Below are 12320 nucleotides of genomic sequence, written 5' to 3'. Positions count from 1 at the left end.
GGGCGAACGCTCCGGAAACCCCAAGGCCGAGTCACCACCCGCGCGTCGAAGATCGCGAACATGGTGATGATCGCCGACCGGCCGGCCGAGGCCGACGACCGCGCCGTCCCGGGGCACTGGGAAGGAGACCTCATCATGGGTGCCGGGAACCGGTCTGCGATCGGCACGCTCGTCGAGCGGAGCACCGGGTTCTTGATGCTGCTGCACCTGCCCGGTTCGCACGGCGCGGAACAGGTCCGTGACCAGATGATCGAAGCGATCGGGCGCATGCCTGCCGAAGCCGCACGATCAATCACCTGGGACCAGGGCATCGAGATGACCCGGCACCGGGAGATCACCGTCGCGACCGGGGTGCAGATCTACTTCTGTGACCCACACGCGCCCTGGCAGCGTGGCAGCAACGAGAACACGAACGGGCTGCTCCGGCAGTACTTCCCCAAAGGCACCGACCTCTCACGCCACACCACCGCAGAGCTCCAGTTCGTCCAAGACGAGATCAACGACCGTCCCCGGAAACGCCTCGACGCGATGACTCCCGCCGAAGCACTCAAACAACTACTCTCACGACCAACAGAAACAGGTGTTGCAACCACCACCTGAATCCACCCGACGACGCTGTCGCTCGTTGCGGACGCAACGAGCGCCGACACCGCACCACGTGCGGTGGTCGCGACCACCCATCGGACGGGAGGCTCGTGGCGGCGCCGCCACGGGCCTCCCGTCCGGCGCGGAGCGCGTCCGGGGCCGCCCCGGCTACGCGCGCTCGTGCCGCGGGATCTCGAGCCAGAGCGCGACCGAGTCGTCCTCGTCGCCGTCATCATCGTCATCGTGGGCGGTGCCCAGCGCCGCCGACTCGCTCGCCGCGACGTCGAGCCGCAGGCCGACCACCGTCACCGCAGCGCCCGACCCCTCTGGTACCGTCCGGACGATCACGTTGTCCGCGTCCCACGCCTGCCGGAGCGCGTCTGCGAGCTGTGCGTGGATGCGCCGGACGTCGTCGGCCTCGAGCTCGTCGAGACCACCGTCGTCGTGCAACTGGACGACCGCGCCACGCCGACGGAGGCGCATGACCTCCTCGCGGACGTCGTCGGAGAGCAGGGACCTGCCGCGGATCTCGTCGCGGATGGCCTGCTCGAGGTGCAGGCACTCGGTGCGCTCGGCGTCGGTGAGGTCCCCGCACGAGTCGATGATGCGTTGCAACATCGGCAGCGCCATCCGCGTCGTCTGGCTGAGTCGGAACTGCCGCTCGAACACGTGGGCGTCCTGCGCCGCCTGCCAGTCGGCGGTCTCCTGCTCGGCGCGGATGAAGTCACGGGTGGTGCGGGTCGCGCGGTTCATCACGAAGTTGAAGATCGTCGCGATGGCGACCCAGACGACGCTGCCGAGCACGCCGAGCGCACCCAGCGCGTCGGGTCCCGCCCACGCGACCGTGTACATCACGAGGAACGACACCCCGACCCATGCGAACACGATCCGCTGTCGCACGGCGACGATCACCATGAGCGTCCCGACGGCCGCGATCCACCACGTGCCGAACCCCGGCGTCGCGCCGGCCTCGGCCACCGGCGCCGCGACGACCGGCATCATGACCGCCGTGGCGAGCGAGAAGCAGGCGACCCACACCGGCAGGACGGCACCCTTGGCGAACAACGCCGCGCCGGTCGCTGCGGCGTACAGCGCCATGCACGCGAGCACCGCGCCGACGTCGTCGACACGGAACAGCGTCGTCGAGGCGAGGAGCAGGTGGTAGAGCGAGAACAGCGCGGCGAGACCGATCGCCACGCCGGCGGGGATCGAGATCTTCACGACGCCTCCGCCCGGTCCACTGGTCGGGCGGGCCACGTCAGCACCACGCGGGTCCCTGCTCCGGGTGCCGTGTGGATCTCGGCGATCCCGTCGGCAGCGGCGACGCGTTCGATGATCGACCGTCGGACGCCGAGACGACCGGCGGGGATCGCATCGGCGTCGAACCCGGTCCCGTCGTCCCCGACCTCCACGCGCACCACGCCGGAGGCCGACACGTCGACGCTGACCCAGCGTTCGACGCCGTCCCCGGCGTGCTGCACGCTGTTCACCGCTGCCTGGATCGCCGCGGACGCCAACGCGTCCGCGGCGGGTGCTGGCGCGTTGTGCATGCCGAACGGCCCGCCCCGGACCGCCACCGGGGCGGCGAGTGCGGACACCGCAGCACCGATGCGCGCGTGCAGCTCTGCGAGCGGCACCGGTGGCACCTCACGCGGCCCGTCGGACGCCGCCGCGAGGTGGTCGATCGCGTTCCGCGCCATCCTGCTGGCGAGCGTCTTCGCCTCGAGCGTGTCCGCACGTGCGGCCGAGAGCAGCGTGGTGAGGACGCTGTCGTGCACGATCGCGTCGACCTGCACACGCTCGACCTCGGTCGCGTGCTCCCGGATCGCGTGCGAGTACCGGCGCACGGCGGTCGCCTGGGCCGAGTCGACGGCCGCCGCCGCCCGGCGGAGCACCACCGCGAGCACGAGCGTGACGATGCCGAGGATCGTCGTGTAGACGCCGTCGAGGAGCGCCCGGGTCAGGCCCACCTCGCCGCCGGCGGGCGTCAGGCGGATGACGATGTACACGATCGGGACGAGCGCGTTGTAGACGGTCGCCCGCCACGGCGCGAAGCCCATCGCGGCCGCCGTCGTCCCGACGTTGCAGAACCACCACGGCCACGGCACCTGCCCGGCCGGGAGGTCGTCGCGGAGCGTCAGCGGCCACGTCACGAGCGCGACGAAGAACACGAGCGCGCACAGGATCTGCGCGGGCTGCGCGAACCGCTGCACCAACGCCGAGACGCCCACGAAGACGAACGACGCGGCGACCGCGAGCACGACGACCGGACCCCAGACCGGGTCGAGCACTGGGAGCTGGTGCACGACCGCCGGCGCGTCGACGACGCCGAGCCCGACCGCCGCGAGGGCGAGCAGGATCGCGAACGCGCGCTCCGTCGACGCCTGCGTGATCCTCGCCCGCACGCCGCGGGACGGGTCGGTCCCGAACGGCGCGACGTCGGCCGTCAGCGGCGCCCGGGTGCCGTCAGCGCCCGTCGACATCCGGGTCGATGCCGGAGTCGAGCCCCGGCAGGATGCCGTCCTCGACCGCACGGCGGAGCAGGTCCACCTTCGTCGGGGCCGGACGGCCGACCTCGACGTACTTCACACGGATCCGGTCGAGGTACTCGCGCGCGGTCGAGTACCCGATGCCGAGCTGCTGCGCCGCGAGCTTGAGGGGCAGACCGGATGCGTAGAGGTGGAGGATCTCGCGCTCACGACGGCCGAGCTGCGCCTTCGCGAAGTCACGGTCCGCGTCGATCGCGCTCGCCCACTCGAGGTTGTTGAGGACGTCGCCGCGGGCAACGGTGGCGACGGCGGCCATCACGGTCTTCGTCGCGGACGACTTCGGGATGACCCCGGCGGCCCCTGCCGCCAGTGCCTCACGGACGTTCGCGACGCGGTCGGCGATGCTGTGCACGAGGACGGCCGAACCGGTCCCCTGCACGCCCTTGACGTTCTCCGTCACGGTCGAACCGTCGCCGAGCGACAGGTCGAGGACGACGACGTCCACCTCTCGCCCCTCGAGGTTCGCGATGTACTCAGGCACGCTCGCTGCGGTGAGGACGACCTCGAACCCCTCGTTCTGGCATGCGGCCTGGATGCCGAGCCGGACGGATTCGTGGTCGTCGACGATCGCGACGCGGACCGGCCTCGTGGTGAGTCCGGTCGTCCCTGTGGTGGTCGATTCTGCTGGCACGGTGACCTCTCGTTCCGACGGGCCCGGCCCCTGAAACCGGGTTGCCATCAGCAACCAAGGATACCCAGGTCCGTCTCAGGTTCAGGTCTCGCCACACACAGTGTGCGCTATGCGATCGGCACCAGGCGTGCGACGGCCTCCATGTGGTGCGTGTGGGGGAACAGGTCGAACGCACGCAGCGCCTCGAGGCGGTACCCGAGGTCGGCGAACGTGGCGACGTCCCGCGCGAGTGCGACCGGGTCGCAGGCGACGTAGACGACCTGCGCGGGCTGCAGTGCGGCGATCTGCACCACGACCTCGCGCCCGGCACCGGCACGCGGCGGGTCGAGCACGACGGTCCCGGCCCGGAAGCGCTGCTTCTCGGCCGCGGACGCCGTCGACGTGGTGCGCGACAGCCAGCGGTCGACCCGACCGGTCTCCGCGCGGGCCCCGATCCACTCGGCGAGGTTCTCCTGCGCGTGCTCGGTCGCGCGCGGGGCGCTCTCGACGCTCGTGATGCGCGCCTTGGGCCCGACGAGGTCGCCGAGTGCCGCGGCGAACAGGCCGACACCGCCGTAGAGGTCGAGGTGGGTGCCCTCCGGGTCGAGCCGGTCACGGTCGACCAGGTCCTGCACGGCGGCCGTCAGCACCTCGGCGGCGCGACGGTGCACCTGCCAGAAGCCGTTGTCGTCGACCTGGAACGTCCGCTCCCCCACGACCTCGGTCACGATCGTCGGCTTCTGCTCGTCGATGACGAGGCGCGCGCCATCGGAGCTGCTCGGTGCGAGGACGTCGACGACCGATGCCCCGGGCATCGCCGCCCGGCCGATCGGCGCGCTCTCCTGCACGGCAGCGGTGGCCAGGGGCAGCGAGGAGACCTGCACGACGTCGTGCGAACGCGCGGCGAACGGCCCGGCCGTGCCCTCCTCGTCGACGTGCAACCGGACGCGCGTGCGCCAGCCGAGACCGTTCGCCTCGTCGTCACCGGGAGCCGGCTCGACGACCACGTCGCGCCCGAGCACCTCGGCCAGGTCCATGCGCGCGAAGCGGGAGAAGGAGTCGACGAGCACGTCGTGCTTCAAGGTGCGCTGGTGGGAGAGGGCGACGTGCCCGAACTCCGCGCCGCCCGGGCGGACGGCGGGGTCGCGATCGAGGCCGGCTTCGGGCCAGACGTGGTCGACGCGGTGCTCGCTCGGGGTGACGACGCTGACGGTGTCCGCGCGCCAGAACGACTTCTTCCGGTCCTCGGTCACCCGCGCGACGACACGCTCGCCCGGGATCGCGTCCGAGACGAACACCACGCGCCCCTCGTGCCGTGCCACCGAGATGCCGCCGTGGGCGATCCCGGTGACGTCGAGTTCGAGCAGCGTTCCGACGGATTCACCCATGGTTCGATGTTCCCATGCGTCTGTACCTCGCGAGTACCTCCCCCGCCCGTCGAGCACTTCTCGCCCAGTCCGGCATCGAGCCGGTGCTCGTCTCCCCCGGGGTCGACGAGGACGCCGCGGCAGCAGCAGCCTCGGCATCGCTCGGGCGCGACCTCACCGGACCGGAGCTCGTCTCGCTCCTCGCCGTCGCCAAGGCATCGGCGGTCGCGGACGCCGAGGTCGCGGGCTCCCCGGTCGACGGGTTCGTCTTCGGTGGCGACTCCGCGTTCGAGGTCGACGGGCACCTGTACGGCAAGCCGCACGACCCGGCCGTCGCGAAGGAACGCTGGCGGCAGATGCTGGCCGCCGGCGGCGGCACGCTGTGGAGCGGCCACTGTGTCCTCGACCGGCGCCGGGACCTGGACGCCACCACCCACCGGACGGGAGGACCGGGTGCGGCCCGCACCGAGCCTCCCGTCCGCCCTGGTTCCGGTCTCGGGCCGTGGGCCGGGTCGATCAGCGAGGTCGCGCCCGGCGGGTCCGCCCTGGTCGCCGACGGCGACCGTGTCATCGCGGTCGACAGCGCCGTCCTGACCTTCGCGGACGACGTGTCCGCGGACGAGATCGACGCGTACGTGGCGACGGGTGAGCCGCTCGAGGTCGCCGGGGCGTTCACGATCGACGGTCGGGCCGCTGCGTACATCACCCGGATCGACGGCGCGCCGTCCGCCGTGGTCGGGCTGTCGCTGCCCGTGCTCCGGTCGATGCTGCTGCGGGGCTTCGGCGTGGCGTGGCACGACCTCTGGGCACTGTAGACATCCACACTGCTTGGGCGCTGTTCTTTGTGGATGCCGGTCAATTCGCACTCCCGCAGCACGAATACGCTGACTTACCATGCCCCGTATCAGCAAGGTCCTCATCGCGAACCGCGGCGAGATCGCCGTCCGCATCATCCGCGCGGCCCGCGATGCTGGAAAGGCCTCGGTCGCGGTCTACGCCGACCAGGACCGTGACGCTCTGCACGCACGCCTCGCAGACGAGGCCTACGCATTGAACGGCACCACCAGCGCGGACACGTACCTGGTCATCGACAAGATCATGTCCGTCGCCCGCCGCTCCGGCGCCGATGCCGTGCACCCCGGCTACGGCTTCCTCGCCGAGAACGCCGACTTCGCCCGCGCCGTCATCGACGCCGGGCTGATCTGGATCGGCCCGTCGCCCGAGTCCATCGAGCAGCTCGGCGACAAGGTCTCCGCGCGGCACGTCGCCGAGAAGGTCGGCGCGCCGCTCGCCCCGGGCACCATCGAGCCCGTGCAGGACGTGTCCGAGGTCTTCGACTTCGTCGACCAGGTCGGGCTGCCCGTCGCGATCAAGGCGGCGTTCGGCGGCGGTGGCCGAGGGCTGAAGGTCGTGCGCTCGCGCGAGTCGGTCGAGGAGCTCTTCGAATCAGCAACCCGCGAGGCCATCGCCGCGTTCGGTCGTGGCGAGTGCTTCGTCGAGAAGTACCTCGACAAGCCGCGCCACGTGGAGACCCAGTGCCTGGCCGACGAGCACGGCAACGTCGTCATCGTCTCCACCCGCGACTGCTCGCTGCAGCGCCGCCACCAGAAGCTCGTCGAAGAGGCACCGGCGCCGTACATCACGGCGGACCAGCACGACCGGCTGTACGAGTCGTCCAAGGCGATCCTCCGCGAGGTCGGCTACGTCGGTGCCGGCACGTGCGAGTTCCTCATCGGCGCCGACGGCACGGTGTCCTTCCTCGAGGTGAACACCCGTCTGCAGGTCGAGCACTGCGTGTCCGAGGAGGTCACCGGCATCGACCTGGTCCGCGAGCAGTTCCGCATCGCCGAGGGCGGTGTGCTCGACTACGAGGACCCTGCGCCCCGCGGCCACTCCTTCGAGTTCCGCATCAACGGCGAGGACCCCGGTCGCAACTTCTTCCCGGCGCCAGGCCCGGTGCACGTGTTCCACGCCCCGTCCGGCCCCGGCGTCCGCGTCGACTCGGGCGTCGTGTCCGGTGACGTCGTCTCCGGCTCGTTCGACTCGATGCTCGCGAAGCTCGTCGTCACCGGTGCCACGCGTGCCGAGGCGCTGGAGCGGGCTCGTCGTGCGCTCGCCGAGTTCGAGGTCGCCGGGCTCCCCACCGTGATCCCGTTCCACCGTGCCGTCGTGTCGGACCCGGCGTTCGCGACCGACGACTCCACCCCGTTCAGCGTCTACACGCAGTGGATCGAGACCGACTTCGTGAACGAGATCCCGGCGTGGAGCGGTTCCCCCGAGGAGCTCCCGGCACCGGCCGCACGCGACTCGGTCGTCGTCGAGGTGCAGGGCAAGCGCATCGAGGTCACCATGCCGTCGATCGTCGGTGGTGGTGCCGCTGGTGCCGCCCGCCGCCCTGCTGGTCCGTCCGCTCCCCCGCGTCGTCGTTCGTCGGCGGTGAAGGGTGGGAGAGCAGCGTCCGGGTCGTCGGTGGCATCGCCGATGCAGGCCACCGTGGTGAAGCTGGCCGTGGCCGAGGGCGACACCGTCGTCAAGGGCGACCTGCTCGTCGTGCTCGAGGCCATGAAGATGGAACAGCCCGTGCAGGCGCACAAGGACGGCGTCGTCACCGGCTTGAACGCCCCAGTCGGCCAGACGATCTCGTCCGGCCACGTGCTGCTCGAGCTCGCGTAGCGCTTCGCGTTTGCACCCCTGTGCGAACATCACGCCCGGTCACGCCCGGGCGCGATGTTCGTCAAAGAGTGCGATTCGCAGCCGCTCGCCACGCAGCGCCCCAGTTCGGTGCCAGCGGGACCCCTGCTTCGATCAGGCGCCTGGGTAGCTGACCGGCGGGCATCGCATCCGCCCAGGTCACCCGCGCGAAACCGTTCACCTCGTATCGCGCTCGGAGTCGGTCTTCACGCCGTTTCTCTGCGACGACTACTTCTTCTGCAGTCCGCCCGTTCCGCATCTCGGGCCTCGTGTACTTGGTTGCGCCGTCGAACTCGACGATCGTGCCGCTCGCGGGGAACCACAAGTCGACCCGCTCGGCACCGCCCCACTCGTTCGGGAACGCGTGTTGGAGTTCTGCAGGTGGAGCGCCGAGAACGATCGACCCCCATCGCGTGATGCTCTCGCCGGGTGAGTCGGCAGCGGCATCTGCCGCATCGATCAACCGGAGTGCCCGGACCCGCGATCGTGCTGCGGTGCGATGGGCGAGTTCGTCGCGGATCACCGACTTGGACACCCCGCGACGGAGGACCGCATCCAACACGACGATGGCGTGCCACGGATGCTCTCGCAGGGCGACGTCCACAGCGGTGACGGCGAGCGACGTGACGACGACGCCGTCGACCAGCTCGACCGGTGGCATTCGGCCCGCGGAGCCGACACGCTGGATGCGGTGCTTCGTCTGCCCACGGTCGCGCGCTGGATCGGTCACGACCACCCGGTCCCCGAAGGAGCCGATCCAGGGAAGGCGGTGCTGCGCAACGGCCGACGCGTGCGACACGATCAGCGCTGCGCGGCCCGAGGCCACGACGGCCCGGATGAGCGACACGTGTCGATCGTGCGCCGAGGCAGCCTCCCATTCCCTTGCGTCCGCATAAGCGCCGCGACGGACACGCACGAGTTCGCCGCGTGCAGCAGCCCGACGTATCGCGATCCCGTCGGCTGCATCGACTCCCGCCGCGGTCGACACCAGTTCGATTCCCATCATCCGACGGTCGCATGATCCGGGTGGCGTGCGGGCTCGGGGCGGCGCTCGGTGGAGAAACTCCGTTGTCCGGCGTCCGTTGAGGCATCCCGTGCTGAATTGCGCCCGCTCACGGACATCGCGCCCCGTCGGGATGGGGTGCGATGTTCGTGAGAGGGCGCAACCTCGCGGCGGGAGCCGACGGCAGGCGCCGCCGCCTACGAGACCCGGGGGCGGATCGCGTCGGCGAGGGCGTCGACGAGCGACTGGGCCTCGGCGGGGGTCGAAGCCACCGTGTCGATGTAGACCTTCACCTTGGGCTCGGTGCCGCTCGGGCGGACGATGACGCGCGCGTCGCCCTCGAGGTCGTAGCGCAGGATGTCCGACGGCGGGAAGCCGTCCACGCCCGACGCGTAGTCCGTCGTCGACAGGACCGTCAGCGGACCGAGCGTGGCGGGCGGGGAGGTCCGCAGCGCCGCCATGATGTCGCCGATGCGGGCGAGGTCGTCAACGCGGGTCGCGACCTGCCCGGACGCGAACGCGCCGAACTCCGCGGCGAACGCCTCCAGCTGCCCGGCGATGGACGAGCCGGCCGCAGCGAGCGACGTCGCGAGGTCCAGCAGGACGAGTGCTGCGGAGATGCCGTCCTTGTCACGGACGACCTCGGGGTCGACCAGGTAGCCGAGTGCCTCCTCGTACCCGAAGAGCAGGTCGGGGACCCGGGAGACCCACTTGAAGCCGGTGAGCGTGTCGCGGTACCCGAGTCCGTACCGTGCGGCGACGCGGGACAGCGCCGGGGACGACACGATCGAGGCGGCGAGCACGCCCGACGCACCGGCGTCGACGGCACGGGACGCCGCACGCCAGCCGAGCAGCCACCCGACCTCGTTGCCGGACAGTCGCCGGAACGAACCGGAACCGTCCGGGATCGCCAGCGCGAGTCGGTCGGCGTCCGGGTCGTTCGCGATGACCAGGTCGGCGCCGACCTCCGTGCCCCTGGCCGTGGCGAGGTCCATCGCGCCGGGTTCCTCCGGGTTCGGGAACGACACCGTCGGGAACGCGCCGTCCGGCTCGATCTGCTCCGGGACGACCGCCGGCTCGGCGAACCCGGCCGCGGCGAACACGGCCCGCGCGGTCTCCCACCCGACGCCGTGCATGGCCGTGTAGACGACCGAAGGCTGGGCATCGACCGGCAGCGCCGGGGCGGGCACGATCGCGGCCGTGGCGGCCACGTAGGCGTCGACGAGCTCCGAACCGGCGACGGTGTAGTCCGTCGCGCGAGCGAGGTCGGCGACAGAGCCCACCGCCGCGATGGCGTCAGCGATCGACGCGTCGACGGGCGGGACGATCTGGGAGCCGTCGTCGTCCCCGCCGAGGTACACCTTGTAGCCGTTGTCCCGTGGCGGGTTGTGGCTCGCGGTCACCATCACACCCGCGCCGACGCCGAGATGCCGGACGGCGAACGCCAGCACGGGGGTCGGGAGCGCCGACGGCAGCAGCGTGACGTCGAGGCCGAGGCCCCGCATGACCTCTGCCGAGTCGCGGGCGAACACGTCCGAGTTGACGCGTCCGTCGTAGCCGATCACCACACTGCGGTCGCGCCCGGTCTCGATGAGGAAGCGAGCGAGCCCAGCGGCGGCCTGCGACACGACCACGCGGTTCATCCGCAAGGGCCCCCACCCGAGCTCGGCTCGGAGACCAGCGGTGCCGAACTGCAGGCGCCCGGCGAACCGCTCGTCGAGCGTCGCGAGCGCGGTCGGATCGCCGGAGGTCGCCGCGGTCAGCACCTCGGACAGCTCGTCCCGCGTCGTGTCGTCCGGGTCCTGCGCGAGCCAGGCCCGCGCGACGTCGAGGACCGACACGTCCTCGCCGAGGTCCCCGTCCCCGATCGCCCCGTCGGACGCCCCCGTGTACGGGCTCACAGCGCCGCCACCACCCGCGCGAGCAGGTCCGCGATCACCGGCTCGGCCGACTTGCCCGCCTCGAGCACCTCGGCGTGCGAGAGCGGCGTCTTCTGGATACCGGCAGCCAGGTTCGTGATGAGCGAGAACCCGAGGATCTCCATCCCCGCCTGTCGCGCCGCGATCGCCTCGAGCGCCGTGGACATGCCGACGATGTGCCCGCCGATCGTCTTGGCCATCTGGACCTCGGCCGGCGTCTCGTAGTGCGGCCCGCGGAACTGCGTGTACACGCCCTCGTCGAGCGACGGGTCGATCGACCGGGCGACGGCACGCAGCCGCGCCGAGTACAGGTCCGTCAGGTCGACGAACGTCGCGCCCTCGAGCGGGCTGTCGGCGGTCAGGTTGATGTGGTCGCTGATGAGCACCGGGGTGCCGGGCGTCCAGTGCTCCTTGATGCCACCGGCACCGTTCGTGAGCACCATGGTGGTCGCACCGGTCGCCGCCGCGGTCCGGACGCTGTGCACGACACGACGGACCCCGTGCCCCTCGTAGTAGTGCGTCCGCGCACCGATGACGAGCGCGTGCCGCCCGTCCGCCAGCCGGATGGACCGGACCGTGCCCGAGTGTCCGGGGACCGCGGACGCGCTGAAACCGGGGACGTCGGCGGCGTCGATCGACGACACCGTCTCGCCGATGAGGTCGGCGGCCTTGCCCCATCCGGACCCGAGGGTCAGGGCGATGTCGTGACGCTCGATGCCCGACCGCTCCGCGATGACGGCTGCGGCGTCGCGTGCGACGTCGAACGGGTCGACGGAGGGGTCGTTGAGCGGGTTCGTGCTTGCCATGGAGCAATGCTACGGGGCGGGCCCCCACCCCAGGGACCGGACCCCGCCACCGACTCCTACGGGGCGGTCGGATCCCCCAGGGACTTCTCGACCGCCGCGGTGATCTCGGTCTGGTCGAAGTGGTTCCGGATGACGATGACCTCGGCGTAGGTGCTGCCGATCGCCTCGACGAACTCCTGCGAGGTGAGGATCACGTTCGCGTCGTCGGAGACTTCTCGCACGGATGCCACGTCGGCCGCCACCACCTCGGCGGAGAGCCCGAGCGCCGCGAGCGCCTTCTCGGCGTTCACCTTGAGGATCCCACTCGACCCGATGCCGGCACCGCAGATGGTCACGATCTTCACGCGGAGACCCCCATGATCGTCCTGACCTCGGCAGCGGAGGACGCCGCCGCGAGCCGCGACGTCACCGACGCGTCGTTGAACAGGTTCGCGATCTCGCCGATCGACTCCAGGTGCGTGCCGACCTCGGCGACGGCGAGCCCGAGCACGACCGACACGGGGTCGTTGTGCGGGTGGCCGAACGCGACCGGCGATGCCAGGGTCACCACGGACAGGCCGTCCCGCAGCACCGCGGACCCCGGCCGGGCGTGCGCGAAGGCCAGCCCTGGTGAGATCACGATGTACGGCCCGTGCTCGTCCACCATGGCGATCATGGCGTCCGTGTAGGCGTCCGTCGCCGCGCCCGACGACACGAGCGCACCACCGGCGAGCCGGAGCGCGTCACGCCACGACGGCGCGGACGCACCGAGCACGACGGCGTCGTCGGAGAGCGGCGGGAGACCCATGCG

12 protein-coding genes are annotated in these 12320 nt (G+C 71.3%); 3 read left to right on the top strand and 9 right to left on the bottom strand.

Annotation, left to right across the window (positions count from 1 at the left end; genetic code table 11):
- A partial coding sequence (locus ACIPJ2_RS16480) for an IS30 family transposase (protein ID WP_402729709.1) occupies positions 1 to 600 on the top strand: 600 nt, incomplete at its 5' end.
- A 153-nt stretch (positions 601 to 753) separates the two neighbouring features.
- Here ACIPJ2_RS16480 and ACIPJ2_RS16475 read toward each other — a convergent pair.
- From ACIPJ2_RS16475 to ACIPJ2_RS16460, 4 genes are read right to left on the bottom strand one after another with little or no spacing between them, the layout of a single operon-like run.
- Entirely contained in the window at positions 754 to 1806 is a 1053-nt protein-coding gene (locus ACIPJ2_RS16475; RefSeq protein WP_402729708.1) for a hypothetical protein, read from the bottom strand.
- Positions 1803 to 3068 (bottom strand): sensor histidine kinase, encoded by a 1266-nt coding sequence (locus ACIPJ2_RS16470; protein ID WP_402729707.1) that lies wholly within the window; start codon positions 3066 to 3068, stop codon positions 1803 to 1805. Before ACIPJ2_RS16470 ends, ACIPJ2_RS16475 begins: the two co-directional genes overlap by 4 nt.
- The gene (locus tag ACIPJ2_RS16465; RefSeq protein WP_402729706.1) at positions 3052 to 3813 is read right to left on the bottom strand and encodes a response regulator; all 762 of its coding nucleotides are present in this window, start codon (positions 3811 to 3813) and stop codon (positions 3052 to 3054) included. The genes ACIPJ2_RS16470 and ACIPJ2_RS16465 overlap by 17 nt, the downstream gene beginning before the upstream one ends.
- A gap of 59 nt (positions 3814 to 3872) precedes the next feature.
- The gene (locus ACIPJ2_RS16460; RefSeq protein ID WP_402729705.1) at positions 3873 to 5132 is read right to left on the bottom strand and encodes a class I SAM-dependent RNA methyltransferase; all 1260 of its coding nucleotides are present in this window, start codon (positions 5130 to 5132) and stop codon (positions 3873 to 3875) included.
- Between the two features lie 14 nt (positions 5133 to 5146).
- On the opposite strand from ACIPJ2_RS16460, the gene ACIPJ2_RS16455 reads away from it, so the two are divergent.
- Both ACIPJ2_RS16455 and ACIPJ2_RS16450 read left to right on the top strand, forming a co-directional pair.
- Positions 5147 to 5926: a Maf family protein gene (locus ACIPJ2_RS16455; protein ID WP_402729704.1), complete on the top strand. Its 780-nt coding sequence runs from the start codon at positions 5147 to 5149 to the stop codon at positions 5924 to 5926.
- Between the two features lie 79 nt (positions 5927 to 6005).
- Positions 6006 to 7784 (top strand): acetyl/propionyl/methylcrotonyl-CoA carboxylase subunit alpha, encoded by a 1779-nt coding sequence (locus ACIPJ2_RS16450; RefSeq protein ID WP_402729703.1) that lies wholly within the window; start codon positions 6006 to 6008, stop codon positions 7782 to 7784.
- Positions 7785 to 7845: 61 nt separating this feature from the next.
- Here the strand turns inward: ACIPJ2_RS16450 and ACIPJ2_RS16445 are convergent, their stop codons facing one another.
- The 5 genes from ACIPJ2_RS16445 to ACIPJ2_RS16425 form a co-directional block, all read right to left on the bottom strand.
- Positions 7846 to 8649: a hypothetical protein gene (locus ACIPJ2_RS16445; protein WP_402729702.1), complete on the bottom strand. Its 804-nt coding sequence runs from the start codon at positions 8647 to 8649 to the stop codon at positions 7846 to 7848.
- Positions 8650 to 9002: 353 nt separating this feature from the next.
- A complete protein-coding gene (locus ACIPJ2_RS16440; protein ID WP_402729722.1) occupies positions 9003 to 10673 on the bottom strand; it encodes a phospho-sugar mutase in 1671 nt (556 codons plus the stop codon).
- A gap of 29 nt (positions 10674 to 10702) precedes the next feature.
- Complete coding sequence (locus ACIPJ2_RS16435; protein ID WP_281265028.1) at positions 10703 to 11530, bottom strand: purine-nucleoside phosphorylase; 828 nt, start codon at positions 11528 to 11530, stop codon at positions 10703 to 10705.
- A 56-nt stretch (positions 11531 to 11586) separates the two neighbouring features.
- Positions 11587 to 11874 (bottom strand): PTS sugar transporter subunit IIB, encoded by a 288-nt coding sequence (locus tag ACIPJ2_RS16430; RefSeq protein ID WP_281265029.1) that lies wholly within the window; start codon positions 11872 to 11874, stop codon positions 11587 to 11589.
- Entirely contained in the window at positions 11871 to 12317 is a 447-nt protein-coding gene (locus ACIPJ2_RS16425) for a PTS sugar transporter subunit IIA (protein WP_402729701.1), read from the bottom strand. The genes ACIPJ2_RS16430 and ACIPJ2_RS16425 overlap by 4 nt, the downstream gene beginning before the upstream one ends.
- Between the last annotated feature and the right edge of the window lie 3 nt (positions 12318 to 12320).

It is taken from the genome of Curtobacterium sp. NPDC090217 (genome assembly GCF_044746705.1).
Lineage (GTDB): Bacteria > Actinomycetota > Actinomycetes > Actinomycetales > Microbacteriaceae > Curtobacterium.
This window is presented reverse-complemented; position numbering and strand designations above follow the sequence as displayed.

What these genes read in the sequence shown, in the direction of transcription:
- ACIPJ2_RS16470 (WP_402729707.1), bottom strand. Translation starts at nt 3,068, where the DNA reads ATGTCGACGGGCGCTGACGGCACCCGGGCGCCGCTGACGGCCGACGTC.
- ACIPJ2_RS16465 (WP_402729706.1), bottom strand. Translation starts at nt 3,813, where the DNA reads ATGGCAACCCGGTTTCAGGGGCCGGGCCCGTCGGAACGAGAGGTCACC.
- ACIPJ2_RS16460 (WP_402729705.1), bottom strand. Translation starts at nt 5,132, where the DNA reads ATGGGTGAATCCGTCGGAACGCTGCTCGAACTCGACGTCACCGGGATC.
- ACIPJ2_RS16455 (WP_402729704.1), top strand. Translation starts at nt 5,147, where the DNA reads ATGCGTCTGTACCTCGCGAGTACCTCCCCCGCCCGTCGAGCACTTCTC.
- ACIPJ2_RS16450 (WP_402729703.1), top strand. Translation starts at nt 6,006, where the DNA reads ATGCCCCGTATCAGCAAGGTCCTCATCGCGAACCGCGGCGAGATCGCC.
- ACIPJ2_RS16435 (WP_281265028.1), bottom strand. Translation starts at nt 11,530, where the DNA reads ATGGCAAGCACGAACCCGCTCAACGACCCCTCCGTCGACCCGTTCGAC.
- ACIPJ2_RS16425 (WP_402729701.1), bottom strand. Translation starts at nt 12,317, where the DNA reads ATGGGTCTCCCGCCGCTCTCCGACGACGCCGTCGTGCTCGGTGCGTCC.